The 18444-nt window shown below is 57.6% G+C and carries 11 protein-coding genes, 1 tRNA gene and 1 rRNA gene; 10 read left to right on the top strand and 3 right to left on the bottom strand.

Annotated elements, in window-relative coordinates:
• The first annotated feature begins 122 nt into the window (after nt 1–122).
• On the top strand, nt 123–4919 hold the full coding sequence (locus tag SA339_08560) for an Ig-like domain-containing protein (protein MDW5563264.1): 4797 nt from the start codon (nt 123–125) through the stop codon (nt 4917–4919).
• A gap of 188 nt (nt 4920–5107) precedes the next feature.
• Here the strand turns inward: SA339_08560 and SA339_08565 are convergent.
• Nucleotides 5108–5194 (bottom strand) — tRNA-Ser (locus SA339_08565).
• Between the two features lie 830 nt (nt 5195–6024).
• Here SA339_08565 and SA339_08570 point away from each other — a divergent pair.
• Both SA339_08570 and pyrG read left to right on the top strand, forming a co-directional pair.
• Nucleotides 6025–7492: ribosomal RNA gene (locus SA339_08570) — 16S ribosomal RNA — on the top strand.
• A gap of 368 nt (nt 7493–7860) precedes the next feature.
• Nucleotides 7861–9495 (top strand): CTP synthase (glutamine hydrolyzing), encoded by a 1635-nt coding sequence (pyrG, locus tag SA339_08575; GenBank protein MDW5563265.1) that lies wholly within the window; start codon nt 7861–7863, stop codon nt 9493–9495.
• A gap of 216 nt (nt 9496–9711) precedes the next feature.
• Here the strand turns inward: pyrG and SA339_08580 are convergent, their stop codons facing one another.
• Complete coding sequence (locus tag SA339_08580; protein MDW5563266.1) at nt 9712–10437, bottom strand: 4Fe-4S binding protein; 726 nt, start codon at nt 10435–10437, stop codon at nt 9712–9714.
• Between the two features lie 210 nt (nt 10438–10647).
• Between SA339_08580 and SA339_08585 the strand changes: the two genes are divergently transcribed.
• The 6 genes from SA339_08585 (at nt 10648) to SA339_08610 (ending at nt 17292) form a co-directional block, all read left to right on the top strand.
• Nucleotides 10648–11736, top strand: coding sequence for an MtaA/CmuA family methyltransferase (locus SA339_08585; protein MDW5563267.1), 1089 nt, complete (start codon nt 10648–10650; stop codon nt 11734–11736).
• Nucleotides 11736–12569, top strand: coding sequence for a corrinoid protein (locus SA339_08590; GenBank protein ID MDW5563268.1), 834 nt, complete (start codon nt 11736–11738; stop codon nt 12567–12569). The genes SA339_08585 and SA339_08590 overlap by 1 nt, the downstream gene beginning before the upstream one ends.
• A 44-nt stretch (nt 12570–12613) precedes the next feature.
• Complete coding sequence (locus SA339_08595) at nt 12614–13726, top strand: hydantoinase/oxoprolinase N-terminal domain-containing protein (protein MDW5563269.1); 1113 nt, start codon at nt 12614–12616, stop codon at nt 13724–13726.
• Nucleotides 13726–15300, top strand: coding sequence for a methylamine methyltransferase corrinoid protein reductive activase (locus tag SA339_08600; protein MDW5563270.1), 1575 nt, complete (start codon nt 13726–13728; stop codon nt 15298–15300). Before SA339_08595 ends, SA339_08600 begins: the two co-directional genes overlap by 1 nt.
• A gap of 86 nt (nt 15301–15386) precedes the next feature.
• A complete protein-coding gene (locus SA339_08605; protein ID MDW5563271.1) occupies nt 15387–16022 on the top strand; it encodes a translation initiation factor IF-2 subunit beta in 636 nt (211 codons plus the stop codon).
• 94 nt (nt 16023–16116) lie between these two features.
• Nucleotides 16117–17292 carry an MFS transporter gene (locus SA339_08610; GenBank protein MDW5563272.1) on the top strand — a complete coding sequence of 392 codons (1176 nt, stop codon included), beginning with the start codon at nt 16117–16119 and terminating at the stop codon, nt 17290–17292.
• Here the strand turns inward: SA339_08610 and SA339_08615 are convergent.
• Nucleotides 17280–17801 carry a hypothetical protein gene (locus SA339_08615; protein ID MDW5563273.1) on the bottom strand — a complete coding sequence of 174 codons (522 nt, stop codon included), beginning with the start codon at nt 17799–17801 and terminating at the stop codon, nt 17280–17282. The genes SA339_08610 and SA339_08615 overlap by 13 nt on opposite strands.
• 61 nt (nt 17802–17862) lie before the next feature.
• Between SA339_08615 and SA339_08620 the strand changes: the two genes are divergently transcribed.
• Nucleotides 17863–18414, top strand: coding sequence for a pyridoxamine 5'-phosphate oxidase family protein (locus tag SA339_08620; protein MDW5563274.1), 552 nt, complete (start codon nt 17863–17865; stop codon nt 18412–18414).
• Nucleotides 18415–18444 lie beyond the last annotated feature (30 nt).

Below are 18444 nucleotides of genomic sequence, written 5' to 3' on the forward strand. Positions count from 1 at the left end.
ATATATTATATGAATATTTTTTTAGTTTGTCATTGCACATACCCCGCCCATATGGGAGTGGGGACGTGGGATCGCAGCCGAAAAAATACTCTTTATTTCTCACGCTAGCAGTTCTAACATTATTGATCGCCTTCCCGGTCATGATCATTCCGGATATGGGGGGCGCTCGCTCCGAGGGCCACACGTTGGGCGACAACGTCACCTCCAAGACCGTAAACACCACGATCCTCGGCCGTTTTATTGAGAACGACGGCCAATGGGACCCGAGCGTTTATTTTGAAGCGACCACTGAATTCGGTGCGGCGGCGTTCACCTCTGACGGTTTCTCCTACCTTCTGCCGACACCCGATGGACGATATGATGTCGTCACTTACTCATTCATTAACGCCAGGCAGGTGAGACCGGACGGCATTACCAGGCTCCCTTCCGTATCCAATTATTTCCTCGGGAACGACTCAGGATCCTGGCACACTGGAGTCTCCGAATACGACGGGATAACATATCGTGATCTGTGGGGCGGCATCAGCATTTCATTCTACTTCGTCGATGGCAAGCTCAAGTATGAGGTCTCCGTGGATTCCTATGCTGACGCGGACCTCATCGCTATCCGGGTGGACGGTGGAATGATCTCGGTGCAGAACGGCGATATGATCATCACTACCACCAACAACACTCTCGTTGACGGCTCGCTCACGGCATTCTACAAGGACGGCCATGACGCGATAGGCGCGTCCTTCGCAGTGAGCAATAATGTATACTCTTTCAAACTGGCCGGACATGACGCCTCGAGGGCGCTGGTCATCGACCCCCTGGTATACTCCACCTATCTTGGCGGGAACGGCGTCGAAACCGGATACAGTATCGCGGTAGATGCTTCGGGTTGCGCGTACGTGACCGGGCAGACCTCGTCCTCCTTCCCCACGACCCTGGGTGCATACCGCACCGCCTACGTCGGCGGTTCAAACGACGTGTTCGTCAGCAAGTTCAGTACTGACGGTTCAAAGCTCCTGTACTCCACGTACCTCGGGGGTAGCGGAGACGATTGCAGCTATGGTATCTCCGTCGACTCATCGGGCTGCGCGTACGTGACTGGGCGCACCGATTCATCGAACTTCCCCACTCTCAATGCATACCAGGCCACGTCCAAGGGCTCGGACGATGCCTTCGTGACCAAGCTCAGTGCAGACGGTTCCAGTTTAGCATACTCCACGTACCTCGGCGGTAGCGGAGACGATTGCAGCTATGGTATCTCCGTCGACTCATCGGGCTGCGCGTACGTGACCGGACAAACCTATTCACTGGGCTTTCCCGCCTTTGACTACAAGATCCTCTATGGCGGTTCGGGCGATGCCTTCGTGACCAAGCTCAGTGCAGACGGCTCAGACATCTTGTATTCCACGTTCATCGGCTTATTGGGTTCCGATTGCGGTTATGGGATTTCCATAGACTCATCGGGCTGCGCGTACGTGACCGGGAAAACCAACTCGCTTCTCTTCTCAACGATAGGCGCGTTCCAGACCATCTACGGTGGTTCGGTCGATGCCTTCGTGACCAAGCTCAGCGCCGATGGCTCAAAGCTCCTATACTCCACATATCTCGGAGGGAACGGGGAAGACTGTGGTTACGGCATCTTCGTCGACTCGTCGGGATGCGCATACGTCACCGGACAAACATCCTCATCCATCTTCCCAACACTGAACGCATTCCAGAGCGCATCCGGCGGATCGCCGGACGCATTTGTGGCCAAGCTAAGTTCTGACGGTTTCAAGCTGGCATATTCCACGTACCTCGGCGGTAGCGGAGACGACTGCGGCTACGGCATCACTGTCTCCGGGGGAAGCGCGTTCGTGGTCGGGTACACCGAGTCATCCGACTTTCCGACCAGGGATGCGGACCAGGCCGCCTATGGCGGTTTGGGCGATGCCTTCGTGACCAAGCTCAGTGCAGACGGTTCAAATCTCATATATTCCACATACCTCGGCGGGGGAGGTTCCGATTGCGGCTATGGTATCTCTGTCGACTCATCGGGATGCGCGTACGTCACCGGACAAACCAATTCATCGAACTTTTCCCACGCTGGTGCTTACCAGATCGCATACGGTGGGGGTTCGGAGGATGCTTTCGTCCTCAAAGTAAACCCAGTTCGTCCCCCCAGCGCTCCGACCGATCTGACGGCCATACCGGGCAAGACCAATGTCTCCCTTTCCTGGGAGGCACCCGCAAGCATCGGTCCCGGTGTTGATTATTACCTTCTTTATCAGAATGGGGTGAAGGTCGCCCAGGTGACCTCGACTTCTTACCTGGCATCTGGTCTGACCACGGGCCAAAACTATGAGTTCAACGTATCGGCGCATAACGCGGGCGGGGCCGGTGCCAATGCTAGCATCGCAATCTTGCCGAAGATCTACATTACGGTACAAGCGACACCGTCGGCGCATTATGCCAACGCCTCCACCGCATCATCGATAACCGTGACGGTGAATTCCTCGAGCAGCCTGTCTTCGATTGGGCTATCGAGCGCAAATGTCAGCCACTATGTGAACGGTGCTCTCGTGGGTAACAACGTCATAGCTGCCAACGGGAAAGCGTATGAGAACACCGCACCGCTGGATCTGGCGGTCGGCATCAACCTATTCGTGTACACTTTCAACGATAGCGTGGGTAACTCGATGAGCACCAGCATAACCGTCACCTATGACGTGGTCGATCCTTCGTTATCGATCACTTCACCTTCCGATGGCTTGTTGAGCAGCACTGACAGCGTGTTGATGGGATGGACCGCCACCGATGACCGATCCGGCATCAAGGCTGTCGAATACAACCTTGATGGGGCAGCCTGGATCACTACAAGTGCCACTGGCAATTATGCGTGGAACGATCTTGCGGACGGCCCCCACACCTTTTCTCTCAGGGTCGTCGACTACGCTGGAAACATGAACGCCAGCGAAGTGGGGTTCACGGTAGATACGACCAGGCCTACCTTGACGATCCTATCGCCGACAAACGGCTCGTGCGTCGATGCGAGCTCGCTGACCGTGGAATGGTCCGGAATCGACAATGGTTCAGGCATCGCCTTCTACAATGTCAGCATAGACGGACAGACGCCAGTAAGGGCCTATGAGGCGAGCCGTTCGTTCAGCAGCCTCACGAATGGGGCTCACGTCGTTGGCATCTCTGCGTTGGATGAGGCGGGCAACGAGCGGTACGCTGAGGCGGCGTTCATCGTTGACCTCGTTACGCCAATGGTAACGATACTCTCGCCTCAGAACGATACGTACAATAACACCGGTTCTGTAACCATCACGTGGAAGGCCGACGACACGATATCCGGCCTGGATTCGGTGAGATACAGTCTGGACGGAGCCGGCTGGATTGAGACCGCCGACTCACAGGCCATCTGGTCAAACCTCACCAGCGGCGTCCGCGTCTTCTATCTATGGGCAACCGACAACGCGGGGAACAGCAACATCACGTCCGTGACCATCGTCGTGGATTTGGTCAGACCAACAATGGTCATTGATGCTCCGGGCAACCGCACCTACAATAACAGCGGGAGCGTAGAGGTCAGATGGGGCGCCAGCGATGACCGATCCGGCATCGATCATATTGAATACCGCCTCGATGGCGGGGCCTGGAAGGATGCCGGCGGAGCGGGATACTATCTCTGGTCCGGCCTATCTGATGGTGAGCATACCTTCTCGCTGAGAGCGACCGACGGCGCTGGCAACGAGAACACCACGCTTGTCGTGTTCATTGTCGATACGGTCAAGCCGTTACTAACGATCGATTCTCCTGCCAACGGCTCATATGTTAACACGGGCTCGGCGACAGTATCGTGGGAAGGAAGCGATGCTCTCTCCGGGATCGCCTACTATGATGTCGCGATCGATAACGGCGCTTTGGTCCGGTCGTCTGGACCAGACCATACCTTCGATGACCTTACCGATGGGCCTCATCATATCAGGATAATAGCGACGGACAGATCAGGAAATGAGAGGATGGCTGAGGTCAATGTCACTGTCGACACGATAAGGCCCAGCCTCGCCATCATCTCACCGGACGGAGGAACAAGGGTCAACTCATCAGCGCTGACGGTCATCTGGTCGGCCTCCGACGAAAATGGAGTGGATTACATCCTCGTTCGCATTGATGGCGGTGCATGGCAACTCCTCGGGGCGGGCGACCGTACCAAGATCCTCAGCCTTGTGGACGGCGAACATGTGATCGACATCGATGTTTTCGATGCTGCTCAAAATGTTCAGGGAGCTAGCGTGATCGTGATCGTTGATACTCTCGCCCCGACGGCGCTGATATCGCCGAGCGGGAACGACGTTGCGATCGTCTCCGCGATTAGCGCATCGTTCTCCGAAGCGATGGATGAGAGCTCAGTGAAGATGTATGTTAACGGCATCGACGGCGCATTGTCATGGAACGGCAATATGGCCACCCTCGTTCGGTCCTTCGACCTCGCTTACGGCTCCACTTACAATGTGATTGTCAGCGGTAAAGACCTGGCCGGGAATGAGATGATCCGCTCGTGGTCCTTCGCGACCCTGGAGAACGAAGGCATCATCAATGGAACGCTGGTGGATTCAGACGGCAACCCGGTCGCTAACGCGACCGTCTTGCTCAGCAATGGCAATAGTACCATCACCACCTCGAACGGATACTTCGAATTCACCAATGTTACTCCTGGAACTTATCTTTTAATCATTACCAAAGATAATGTGGAGATAGGTAGGCAGAACGTCTCGGCGAATGCCGGTGAGGTCACCATCCTGGTCGTAGTAAGTTCGGAGCACGGCGGAGCCTCTGACGACGAGATGCCAATAGTCATTGGAGTCGTAGTGGTAGTTGCCGCCCTATTCATAATATTCCTAACCACATTCCATCGAAAACAAGAGGAGGAGAAAAAATAGGGGAGCGGAGGCTCCGCAACCCCTAACCCCATTCCAGGCAATGGCGGGTACACTGAGCGCGCCTCGCCCCAGGGCAATATCTATCCTCGGAAGATCAAAAATAAGCATATTGTGACGCTAGTGGGTCATCTGGCCCATGCATCGAAACGGCTAAATTGAGCGTATTTTCGGATTACTGGATACAAAAATGGCGCGAAGGGGGGGATTTGAACCCCCGAGACCGTGCGGTCACAGGATTAGCAATCCTGCGCCTTACCGGGCTGGGCCACCTCCGCTCTGATGCCACACAATGAGATGTCTCACTTAAACTTTTTTGTCCCAGGAATGCTTGGCAATCATTCCAGATGGGTCGACATGTTGGGCAATATGGGCTCTTCGTCGCCATTGAACGCTCCTCCGATACTATTTGTATATAGTGAAGGTACCATCAGAGGCAGATAATGTGGGCAATCCAACCCCATAAATCGCTCGCTCCACTCGTCGCGACCGGCCAAATCGGCCGGCGAGCGCCCGCGAAAAATGGCGGCGGGTGCCCTTCCAAACGGGTGGAACACACGAAGGAAGAGCACTGCCGCAAACCTTATATACCAGAGCTGAATAAGGAGATTCAGCTGTGAGATATGGAATAACACAGAACCCATATCTCCCATACACACGAATCGAAGAAAAAAGTCTTTCACCCTGCGTGAAAAGGCTTATATATGACTTCGGTTTTAGTGGGGAAAGCGCGGATGTGGTAAAATAACATACACATCCTCGCAAAAACGCAAATCCCGGGCATGCAAATGCTTAAATATAACATCTGCATTCGAGGGAAAGCTGCGTTTGACAGCAAACGATGCTGCGAAACGGTCCTGAGCGACGGTCGAAAGGCCGGCTATGATGCGATCGTATCCAAAGCTTCGTACACATGACATGGAGAACTAAGATCTCCGCGAATCTCGCGTGCTCTCTTGGTTCTGACGTTCGATGCAATGTAACCAACCCAATATAATGCAAGAACAAGGAATAATATCACAGCGTGGTTACGCTGGTGAAACTTGGTAATCCTGCCAACCTATAAGTTTGTGTGTCCTGACGGCAACTTCTGTTGCTTAAGGAATGGATTCCGGTTGATCCTGCCGGCGGCCACCGCTATTGGAATACGATTAAGACATGCGAGTCGAGAGACGTAAGGTCTCGGCGGACCGCTCAGTAACACGTGGATAACATGCCCTAAGGAGGGGGATAATCTCGGGAAACTGAGGATAATACCCCATAGGTCTGATCTGCTGGAATGCTTTCAGGCCGAAAACTCCGGTGCCTTAGGATTGGTCTGCGGTCTATCAGGCTGTAGTGGGTGTAACGGACCCACTAGCCCGTGACGGATATGGGCCTTGAGAGAGGGAGCCCAGAGATGGACTCTGAGACATGAGTCCAGGCCCTACGGGGCGCAGCAGTCGCGAAAACTTCGCAATGGGGGCAACCCCGACGAGGGAATTCCAAGTGCCAGCACTTTGTGTTGGCTGTTCTTCTGTCTAAAAAACAGGAGGAGTAAGGGGCGGGTAAGACGGGTGCCAGCCGCCGCGGTAATACCCGCGCCCCTAGTGGTGGTCGATATTATTGAGCCTAAAACGTCCGTAGCCGGTCTTCTAAATCCTTGGGTAAATCGGGCAGCTTAACTGTCCGAAGTCCGGGGAGACTGGGAGACTTGGGACCGGGAGAGGTCAGAGGTACTTCTGGGGTAGGGGTAAAATCCTGTAATCCTGGAAGGACCACCGGTGGCGAAGGCGTCTGACTAGAACGGATCCGACGGTGAGGGACGAAGCCCTGGGGCGCAAACGGGATTAGATACCCCGGTAGTCCAGGGTGTAAACGCTGCGGGCTTGGTGTTGGGGGTCCTTAGTGGGCGCCCAGTGCCGGAGAGAAGTTGTTAAGCCTGCTGCTTGGGGAGTATGTCCGCAAGGATGAAACTTAAAGGAATTGGCGGGGGAGCACCGCAACGGGAGGAGCGTGCGGTTCAATTGGATTCAACGCCGAAAAACTCACCAGGAGCGACGGATATATGAAGGTCAAGCTGATGACTTTACCTGATTTTCCGAGAGGTGGTGCATGGCCGTCGTCAGTTCGTACCGTAAGGCGTTCTCTTAAGTGAGATAACGAACGAGACCCTCACCATTAATTGCTAGTCTCTTCTCCGGAGGAGGCGCACATTAATGGGACCGCTGGCGCTAAGTCAGAGGAAGGAGAGGTCAACGGTAGGTCCGTATGCCCCGAATCCCCTGGGCAACACGCGCGCTACAAAGGGTGGGACAATGGGCTTCGACACCGAAAGGTGAAGACAATCCTGAAACCCATCCATAGTTCGGATTGGGGGCTGTAACCCGCCCCCATGAAGCTGGATTCCGTAGTAATCGCTTGTCAACATCAAGCGGTGAATATGCCCCTGCTCCTTGCACACACCGCCCGTCAAACCACCCGAGTTGGGTTTCAGTAAGGATGTCTCTAATTGGGGCCTTCGAACTGAGATTCAGCAAGGAGGGTTAAGTCGTAACAAGGTATCTGTAGGGGAACCTGCAGATGGATCACCTCCTACGTTAACAAACAAAGCAAGGAAAGGCAATCGTTGCCTCTTTCTGCCCAATTCCTGGTAGGATACCAAGCACCAAAACCAATTGCATCGAACGTCATTGTCAGTTTTTTCATTTTTCTGATGCGTTAGCGATAGAGCCGTCTTTGTGAAAATTACCTCATCACTGCTCAATCGATACAGACCATTCTCCAACACCGCAGGAGCAGGGAATCAAGATGTTACAAATTGCTGATCTCCGAAGGACGAGCAGCGATATGGGGTTAACTTTAGCATCATGTCGTCTTGGACCCGCACACGATCTGGACGACGTTGATACTGGCTACACATCTCGGAAGTGCTAAATACGCCCAAAGTTTATGGTCAAATCCCATGGAGACGATGAAATATATTTTCGTCACTGGTGGGGTCATTTCTGGATTGGGGAAGGGCATCACTGCTTCTTCCATCGGCCGACTCCTGAAATCTCGCGGCCTGGAAGTCACTGCCATCAAGATCGATCCCTATCTCAATATCGACGCCGGTACGATGAATCCATTCGAGCACGGCGAGGTGTACGTGCTCGATGACGGGGGCGAGGTGGACCTCGACCTCGGCAACTATGAACGATTCTTGGACATCAGCCTGGGGAGCGATCACAATGTCACCACCGGCAAGGTGTACCGCACGGTCATCGAGAAGGAGAGGGCCGGGGAGTATCTCGGTAAGACCGTGCAGATCATTCCGCACATCACCAACGAGATCAAGCGCCGCCTGATGACCGTGGCCGATGCGTCCGGGGCGGACGTGTGCATCGTCGAGCTCGGGGGCACGGTCGGCGACATCGAGTCCATGCCCTTCCTCGAGGCGGTAAGGCAGATGAACACCGAGATGGGGCGGGGTCAAAACTGCCTCTTCGTGCACACCACCCTGGTCCCTATGCTCGGTACTGTGGGAGAGCAGAAGACCAAGCCCACCCAGCACTCGGTGAAGGAGCTAAGGGCTATCGGCATCCAGCCGGACATCATCGTCGCCAGGGCGTGTGAGCCGCTCGAATACTCGATTAAGCGCAAGATCTCCCTGTTCTGCGATGTGCCGCTGGAAGCGGTCGTATCGGCACCGGATGCCAAGTCGATCTACGAGGTCCCCATCGTCCTCGAGGAGCAGGGCCTCACCGACTATATCCTGAAGCGGCTGAGCATCGATACCCAGGGGAAGGATCTCAGCGCGTGGAGGGAGTACCTCGACCGCATCCTGTACCCGTCGAACACCGTGCGGGTGGCCATCGTCGGCAAGTACACTCATCTCGCTGACAGTTATCTTTCGCATCTGGAGGCTTTCCATCACGCCGGGGCCGAACTGGGAACCAAGATCGAGTGTCGGTTCTTCGATTCCGAGAAGGTGGAGAAGGATGGGATATCGCAAGAGCTCGCCTGCTGCAACGCCATCCTCATCCCCGGAGGCTTCGGGAGCAGGGGCATCGAGGGCAAGGTCATGACCGCCCGGATGGCCAGGGAGAAGAAGATTCCCTACCTCGGAGTGTGCCTGGGCTTCCAGATCGCCACCATCGAGATCGCCCGGGACCTGTTGGACATGAAGGGGGCCCATACCACTGAGCTGGATCCCAACACCGAGTTCCCGGTGGTGGACCTCCTGCCGGAGCAGCGGGGAGTTAAGGACATGGGCGGCTCGATGAGGCTGGGGGCCCAGAAGGTCCTGGTCAAGGAAGGGTCCAAGGCCGCGGCGCTGTACGGCAAGACCGAGATCGCCGAGCGCCACCGGCACCGCTACGAGGTGAACCCCGATTTCATAGATCGCCTGGAGAGCGCGGGGTGGGAGTTCACTGGTCGGTCCGAGGACGGCGTGAAGATGGAGATAGGGGAGCTGAAGGGGCACCCGTATTTCGTGGCCTGCCAGTTCCACCCAGAGTTCAAGTCCCGGCCGAAGAAGCCTTCGCCCCTGCACGTCGGCCTCATCAGGGCGGCCCTGGAGCACAAGGCCCAGCGGGTGGACCGCCAGGTCCTCTGAAACCATTTATCCTCTTCCTTTTAGCTCCGAACCTTATCGAACGGACCGAACTTGGCGATGCTCCTCGACCTCATCGACATAATATCCCTCGCGCCCGGTGACCTCACCCCGATCCATAGCTCCGCCCGGAGGTTCGTAATGCTACCCTACCAGTGTTTGGTTGAAGATCGGTGCCCAACCTACCGACTAACGGCCGATAATTATTCGAGCCTTCGCTCAGCCCAGCGGGCGCTTCACCGGGCAGGCCTTGAGGCACATCCCGCATCGCAGTCCCCCCAACTCGCCGAACATGTACTCCTTGCACCTATGGCGATCGATCTCTCCGGAAGCCGATAAGGCACCCACCGGACAGGCCTCGACGCATCGGCGGCAATCCTTGCACTTCTCGCTCAGCAGGCTTCGTTCCCGGTCGGTGGGCCCGAGGTCGGCGTCGGTGATTATGCCCATGAACCGGACACGGGGCCCGTACTGGTCGGTAATCAAGTTCTGGCTCAGACCGTACTGCCCCAGTCCGGCCAAATATGCGGCGTAGCGCAGCGATATGCCGCCCCTGAGCGTCTCCCGGTCTGCGTACCAGTAACCGAACTCGCTCCCTTCCGCGGGCTCGATCGTCGCTTGGTGTCCCCGCCGCTCTAGCCACCGTCCGAGATCGAAGGATATCTGCCGCAGACGAACCGTGGCGGCGAGCAGCGAGTTGGTGTACTCTCCCCGCCCCTGGGGCAGGGGCTCGATGGACCCTTGGAGCAGGGCGACCCCTACCACGACCACCGCGCGGCAATCGGACATGATGGCTTGGGGTCGGCCGCCCCTGTAGCTGTCGTCGAGGAACCCCTCGGCCGGGGCGATCCCGAACAGGTCGGCACCCAGGTCCTCGCTCAACTTCAACAGCCCATCGGTCAACTCCTTTATCTCCATCGCCCCGAACATGGTGTCGGGAGACATCAATGTAGCGATAGATAGGTGAAACGTTACCGAGGTGTGACAATGATGATGCTTGCTGCAAACGATCTGATTACAATTTTCCTTTTCTGGATGGAGAAACCATCCATGTTCGACTTTTAATAACTTAGAAGACGGTGATGAAGCGACCAAGCATGAGGTCTTTTCACGTCGTGCTAGGTCCGATGGAGGAGGCATTCAATGGCTAGTGAAATGACACCGACACGTAGAGCACTCGCTGCAGTTCTCGGAGGAAGGGTGGACTATGTTCCGCCCGCGAATCCTCTCGCACAGACGACGAACGAACTTATGAGGTTCGCAAACGCAGAGTGGCCCAAGGCCCATTTCGACGCAAAGATGATGGCCGATCTGGCTGCGGCACCTTATGAGGTGTGCGGTATCGAGGCCGCCAGGCCGCAGTTCGATATTTCTTTGGAGGCCGAAGTCCTGGGGTGCAAGCTGGACTGGAACAAACCAGATAGGCCCCCGGTGATGGGGCCAGCCTACATTGATCCCGGGGACATCACCTGGCCCGATAATTTGGAGGAAGCAGGAAGGATCCCTCATGTGCTAGGCGCCATAGACATATTGCGCAAGCGATATGACGGCAACCTACCGATCATTCCCGTCCTGACGGCCCCCTTCACGGTGGCCGGACACATCGCGGGGGTGGAGAACCTGGTGATGATGACCGTGACCGATCCAGATAAGGCTCATACGTTCATCAATGCAGCCACTGATTTCTGCATCGAGTATGGGAGGTTGCAGACCGCCTACGGGGCGCACATGCTATTCCCGGCCGACCCCTCGGCCTCGGGGGATCTGATCTCCGGAGAAACATACAAGGAGTTCGTTCTCCCGTACCACAGGAGGATGGCCGCTGAGATCAGTTGCCCTCAGATCCTTCATATCTGCGGCAATACTCGGGCCTTATTACCTTACATCCGGGAGAGCAACATCGACTGCTTCTCCTTCGACAGCGTACCCGCATGGTACGTCCGCAAGACCCTGGGCAACCGGATGTCCATCCTGGGGAGCTTGGATGTCATCGACCTCATGCCTAACGGCACCCCGGAGCAGGTTTACGCCCGTACGGTGGAATGCATCCGACAGGGTGTGGATGTCGTGGGCTCGGCCTGTGATGTGTCCTATGGAACTTCCCTGGACAACCTAAAGGCGTACGTGCGAGCGTGCAGAGAGACCCCCATCCCGGATTATGATGACGTCGAGTCGATGGTCCGCGAGATCGGGGCGGGCAAAGCCAGGAGGATGAGGGCCGAGAGTCTCGGAGGTGGTATGTAATGGTCAGGCACATGGATGTGTTGGTAGAAGAAATGCTGGAGTTGAGGGCAAGAGACCCTGCACGTTACCGGCGGCTCATCCAAGAGGGCATGCTGGTTGAGCTGGGCTTCGACGTGACGACCGGAGATTCCAAGATGCCTACGGTCGAAGAGATCAGGGCCAAGTACCGCCCCCATGAGGCATCCTACGCCGCCATAGCTGAGTCAGTCATCGCTGGCAACCGGGCAAGGGTAAAGGAATTGATCTCCTCCTCACTGGACCAGGGCAAGGATCCGGTGGACCTGGTCACCAACGCGCTGATGCCGGGCATTCAGACCCAGTGCGAACTGTACGATCTGGGTAAGGCGTTCGTGCCGGAGATACTGATGTCTAATGACGCCATGCAGGGCGGCATCCAGCTTTGCCAGGCGAAATTAGGAGACATTCCCAAGAAAGGCAAGCTCGCCACCTTCGTGGCCGAGGGCGACCTCCACGATATCGGCAAGAACATAGTGGCGGCCATCCTGAGGGCCAACGGCTTTGACGTCCTCGATCTGGGGAGGGACGTCCCCACCGCTAAGGTGGTGGCCACGGCCAGGGAGAATGGGCTGCAGATGATCAGCGGCTCTACCCTGATGAGCACGACCAAGGCCGGTCTGAAGAGAACGGCCGAGACTCTTGAAGAGGAGGGTGTCAACGTTCCCCTAGCCTGCGGTGGAGCGGCTGTATCCAAGAGTTTCGTGGATACTTTCGGCAACTCCGTTTACGGGAGGTCTCCGCTGGATGCGGTCAAGATCGCCTCGGAGATCTGCTCGGGCAAAGACTGGAAGGAGACCCGGAACGCCCTCCACTAGGCGGAAACCTTTTCCCTTTTCCTTGACCGAGGGATAGCTTGAACGTGGCGGGAATCGGTGCTGGCGGCTCTTTCACCGACTGCGTGCTTCTGGAGATGCCGGGAACAAAGGTCATCCAGACGACCAAGGTCCCAACTGAGAAGGGAGATCTGCCGGCAAGCGTGTTGAGATGCTTCTCCGCATTGTCCATTCCTTCCCCCTTCCTTCTGTCCCGGTTATGTGTCTCTACCATTCTCGCCACCAACGCTATGGTGGGGGGCACGAGGAAGGATGTATTCGCCCTGTGCATCGGCATCGCCCCCAAACGCTCGATGGAAAATACCGGCGAGGTCGCGGTGATCGATGGGAGACATGATCCCACGGGTCCGGAGGTCCGGCTCCTGGGTCTACCGGCTTTACGGTCGGCGATCCACAGGTGCGCCAAGAGTTCCTTCGTCATCTCGGCCCGCTTCGAAGCAAGGAACCCCGAGCATGAGCTGATCGCCTACCGGGGGGTCCTGGAAGCTTGCCCCCAGGCTATAGTGGTGAGAGGGAGCGACCTCACCAGAGTGCTGGGAATGGAGGACCGTTTGTACCTGGCAGCCAAGAATGCCGAGCTTATCCATGTTATGAGGTCGCTGATGAAGGAGATCGCACCGGCTATCGCCGTCCCCGAAAGCTTGATTTACTTTCTGAAGGGCGACGGAAGCCTGGTATCAACCGAGGAGGCGACCCTCCGACCCATCCTCAGGGTAGAGATTCCAGTGGTGGGGATTGGCGCTCCGGTCCACTCATTCCTCGACCTTGTGACGGGATGGATCGACTGTCCGATCATCATTCCCCCGCACCATGAGGTGGGCAACGCCATGGGCGCGGTCTGCACCGAAGTGCTGGGTCGGATGGAGGTAATGCTCCGATACGAACCCGGGCTCGTTCAAGGCGATGAGGTGATCGCCGATCATGCTACCACCGGCGACGGCCAGAAGGTGTCCGGGTATCGGGAGCGGGCGGTCGTCTTTGCCATCGAACAGGCCACTGACGAACTACGGGAGTACATGGAGCACAGCGGCATCCGAAGCTCTGATACCAAGGTCGAGGTCAGGGACATAACCTGTATGGAATGGAGCCTCCGCAAGGTGGCCGAGACCGTGGTTAGCATGACCACGGGGGAGAGATGATGCAGGCGATTTCGATCGACATAGGGACCAGTGGAATACGAGGGCAGCTGCTCGACCTCAGACGGCGAAAGGTCCTCCGAACTTGCTTAACGTCACGCAACCCACTGCCCGGGGCCAATGTTATGGATCACCTGGACTTCGCTATGGAGCAGGGGCTGGCGCTGGCCCACGAGGTATTGATCGGGGCGGTCAGGCAAATCATCAATGTACTCGACCCTGCTTCGCTGGAGCGGATCGCGGTGTGCGGAAACCCCATACAGATATCCCTGTTCGAAGGAATCGAGATCAGGGATCTGGCATACGCCGGGAAGAACAAGCTTAGATCACAGGGCATAGAGCCCCCCGATCGCAGAGGTCATATCGCCAACGGAGGGAGCCTCGGTCTCGGAGTGGACGTTGAGGTGCTCATTCCCCCGGCCATCCGCCACGAGATCGGCGCCGATGCGCTGGCCATGATGCTCAAGTCTGGATTTCTGGAGGGCGATCGGTGCATGGTCACCGATTACGGCACCAACGCCGAGATGGCGTTGAAGGTCGGCGATGACATTTACACTGGCTCGGCCGCGGCCGGTCCGGCCATCGAGGGACAGTCGATCAAGGCGGGCATGCTGGCCTCCCCGGGCGCGATCAGCGACATCATACACACTCCCGAGGGGTGGCAGACCCTGGTCCTTGACGACCGTCTCGAGCCCCAGGGGGGCGCCCTCATCGGCCTGAGAAGCAATGCCCTTAAACTACGGGGCCTCCGGGCCAAGGGCATAACTGGCACTGGAGTCATCGCCCTGATATGCGCAGGATCAGAGATGGGGCGAGTGATACTGCCACGCATTACGGGAGGTGACATATTGCTTGATCGTGGGGTCCGGTTCACCACGGCGGACCTGTTGGAAGTGGGGAAGGCTATCGGAGCCATCCGGGCCGGGCACATGACGCTAATGGTCGAGGCCGGCCTCGACCCCGGGAGCCTGGGCACGATGTTCATGGCCGGGGCCAGCGGCACCTATGTCGACGCTAGGAAGGCCCAGTCCGTCGGCATGGTGCCTGCATTGGCCTCCCGGATCGTTCAGATGGGCAACACCTCTTTGGAGCTGGCCAAGGATCTCGCGGTGGAGCCTGAGCTCCTGGACCGCCTCAACGACATGCGAAGCCATCTGCTCGCCCGTCATGTGATGTTTGCCACATCTCCAACCTTCAGCGACATATATCTCCAGGAACTAGCATTCTGGACGGAGGGCATGCCTCGCGAGAGGTACTTGAATAACCTCGCCTCCTTAGGAGTGCCCGTTCCCGTCCCGCCCCGGGAGCCGACGATCATCGAACGAAGGAGACGGACGGATATCTGGGAGGTCGGAGGGTCGCTCGATATCATTGACATCTCGGTCCGCCTTGAGGGCTCGTGGGAATGCAACCGCTGCTTGCGATGCGTCAAAGCCTGTCCTGAGAGAGCATTAACACAGAAGAGTGATCGCTTCATGGTCGACACCGGGAGATGCCTGGGGACTGCCTGCCGCCGCTGCGAGGAAGCTTGCCCCCAGCGCAGGTTCTCGTTCTCCGAGATGATGCTTGAGGGTTGACTACGCCGATCGTCTGGTCCGCCTCGCGGGCTCTCCAGCACATAGCTAGGTTTATATCGCCGGAGCAGCTTGGGAGAATGGATTCTATGCCTGATGACGATTACTTATCATTACTAGGTCGTGCCAAGGAGAAGCTTCCCGAGACCATCGAGAAGCACGAGAGGTTTCATGTTCCAGAGCCGGATATCTTCCTGGAGGGGAAGATCACCGTCATCCGTAACTATGGGCAGATCGTCGACGCCTTGCGCCGGGATCCAGATCACTTGTTGCAGTACCTGCTCCGGGAGCTGGGCACACCAGGGCAGATTGAGGGGCAGCGGCTCGTGCTGAAGGCCAAGCTTACCCCGGCCCAGGTCACCGACCGCATCATGAACTATACCGAGACGTTCGTGCTGTGCTCGGAGTGCGGTAAGCCGGACACGAGGATCAACAAGGAGGGCCGCATCCTCGTCCTGGAGTGCGAGGCCTGCGGAGCCCACCGACCCGTGAACGTGCGGAAGTCCACCCGAGCTGCAGAGAAGGAAGGCATCAAGGAAGGCGGCATCTACGAGGTCATGGTCGAGGACGTCGGCCGCAAGGGCGACGGGGTGGCCAAGCTCGACAAGTACATCATCTACGTACCTGGGGCCGCCAAGGGCACCAAGCTCAAGGTGAAGATCCAAAAGATCTCCGGAAACGTAGCCTTCTCGGTGCCGGCCCCGGCCGACGCACCGCTGAGCTGAGGCCCCCGGGGGACCGCCCCGTCCGATGCCAGGTGGTCCCACGTCCTTTTTCTCCACTCGCCTAGGAAGTACGGCACGGCAGTACGTCCTAGCAATGGGACTAGCCAACCTGTCGATGTACGTCTTCCAGGGCTACTTCATCTTCTACCTGCAGGACAGCGGTTTGAGCTATCTGCAGATGAGCGTCATCTACGCTGTCAACCTCATCCTCAGCGCTTTGCTGAGCCTGCCGATGGGCAACCTCGCCGATCGGTATGGGCGCAGGCGGTGCTTCGCCCTGGGGGCCGCGGTGATGAGCATATCGATGGTCATCTACGCCTTCAATCGCGCATTCGGCATGTTCCTGGTGGCTGAAGCCTTCTGGGCTTCCGGCTGGGCCCTGCTCAATGGATCCAACGAGGCGTGGATCGTCGACCAGTTGAGCAAGGAGGGGCGGACTGGTGAGGCTCCCCATGCCTTCACCGTCATGATGAGCGTATCTTATACCATGGGCGTGGTCGGGGGAATCATCGCCTCCGTACTGGTGCTCTTCTCCCTGAACATGCCCTTTCTGGGAGCTGCCATCATCGCCCTGGTGTGCGCATCACTGGTGTGGACGAGGCTGCCGGAGAATTACGGCGCGGAGAGGGTTAGGCTGAAGAGCATCCTCGCCGACAGTCTGAGCTTCTACAAGCGCAGCAGGGCGCTGCAGTTCCTCACTGCCGGGGAGACCTTTAGGTACATCACCTCGGTGATCTACCTCTTCCTCTATCAACCGTACCTGGTGGCCATCGGGCTGGGGGAGGAGTACCTTGGTATCTACTTCTCGGTTCTCATGCTCACAAGCGCTGCGGGCAGCCTGGCCGCTCCCCGCCTGGCTGAGCGCTGGGGGGAGCATCGCGTGATGGCCATGTCCAGCGCCGGCCTGGTGGTCGGGTTCGTCCTGCTGGCGCTGTCCCCGGGGCTGGCGGCGTCCTGCCTCCTGTTCGCGGTGTGCGGCCTCTCCACCGGCCTGGGATGGCCCCCGATGATGACCTGGAGGAACCGCCTCGTGCCGTCGAGGATCAGGGCCTCCGCCCTTTCCCTGTTCGCTTCCTTCACCTACCTCGCCGGAGCGGTCATCTCCATGGCCTTGGGCGCTCTGCTGGACTCGAGCTCGCCCACTGCTGGCTTCGTCTTTGCCGCCCTCATCGGTCTGATTTCGATACCCATGTACTTGCAGGCGGCGAAAAAGAAGTACTGGGAGGCCCCCGCTTCGGCCGCTGGCCGAGAGGGACCTCAGAAGATATAGCTGGCGCAGGAGCGGTCGAACCCCTTGACCAGCTCCATGTTCAGGTCCTCGGGCGGCTCGGTAGGAACCGCGTAGGTGAGGTAGGGGAAGAACTGGGTGATATCGGCGGCCATCCTGGTAGCGAGGTGTTCACGGCCGAACAGTCTCTCGCTTATCTCCAGCGCCCTTTTCCTGGTCAAAGCCTCATCCATGTACCCGACGGTGTGGATGTACTCATGCAGAAGGATGTGAAAGCAGTACGCTTTGTAGAGCTCTGGCTGCTCCCGAAGTATGCGGTTCATCGGCCCCTTGTTCATGACGATGATGTTGGTGGCGACCGGGTAGAAGCCCCCGACCCAGGAGTCCGGACGACCGCCCAGCTCGGCGATCCCCAGCATCAGCCCGCCCCTCGACAGCCCAAGCTGAGCCTGCACCGCGTCCTTGACGACCTCGAAGATGTCCGCCAGGCTCTTGGCCTTCTCGAGCCTGACCGGATAAGTGGAACCGGTAGTTGTTAACCCTGTGTTCACGTGTTTTATCGAGGTTTGTCCACTAGATAAAGATTATGGCAGAAGCTTCCGCGGAGGACCTTTGACCTGTTGGGCCCGCTCGTTGTTCGCCCGCCGGCAGGCCAACTTTTTCATCGAGGGGCGCGTTGGTCCGGACATGTTCGGCAAGATGAGGAGAAGGAACCAGGCGCTATCGGGCGATGAGTGCCTCGATATACTAAGATCGTGCTCCACTGGCATCCTTGGAGCGGCGGGGCCCGATGGATATCCATACGCCGTTCCCCTCAACTACGCCTACGACGACGGCAGGATTATATTCCACTGTGCACGGGAGGGGCACAAGCTCGACTGCATCCGCCATAGTGAGAAGGTCTCGTTCTGCGTGGTCCAGAGCGACCAGGTGGTTCCCCAGGCGTTCGCCACCGACTATCGGAGCGTGATCATCTTCGGTCGAGCGAGGGTGCTCACCGACGACCGTGCCCGCCGCCAAGCACTGGAGAAGTTGAACGAGAAGTACTCTCCTCAGTTTCCCGAGGAGGGAAGAAGGGAGATCGAGAGGGGCTGGAATGCGGTCTGCATCGTCGAGATCGAGATCGAACACCTGACCGGGAAGGAAGCTAAGAAACCGATCTGACGGGGGCCCCGCCACCTCCGCCTGGGGCTC

It is taken from the genome of Methanomassiliicoccus sp., assembly GCA_033485155.1.
GTDB lineage: Archaea > Thermoplasmatota > Thermoplasmata > Methanomassiliicoccales > Methanomassiliicoccaceae > UBA6.

Coding starts and splice junctions, on each gene's coding strand:
- SA339_08605 (MDW5563271.1), top strand. CDS start 15,387: ATGCCTGATGACGATTACTTATCATTACTAGGTCGTGCCAAGGAGAAG.
- SA339_08590 (MDW5563268.1), top strand. CDS start 11,736: ATGGTCAGGCACATGGATGTGTTGGTAGAAGAAATGCTGGAGTTGAGG.
- SA339_08585 (MDW5563267.1), top strand. CDS start 10,648: ATGACACCGACACGTAGAGCACTCGCTGCAGTTCTCGGAGGAAGGGTG.
- SA339_08610 (MDW5563272.1), top strand. CDS start 16,117: ATGGGACTAGCCAACCTGTCGATGTACGTCTTCCAGGGCTACTTCATC.
- SA339_08600 (MDW5563270.1), top strand. CDS start 13,726: ATGCAGGCGATTTCGATCGACATAGGGACCAGTGGAATACGAGGGCAG.
- SA339_08580 (MDW5563266.1), bottom strand. CDS start 10,437: ATGTCTCCCGACACCATGTTCGGGGCGATGGAGATAAAGGAGTTGACC.
- pyrG (MDW5563265.1), top strand. CDS start 7,861: ATGGAGACGATGAAATATATTTTCGTCACTGGTGGGGTCATTTCTGGA.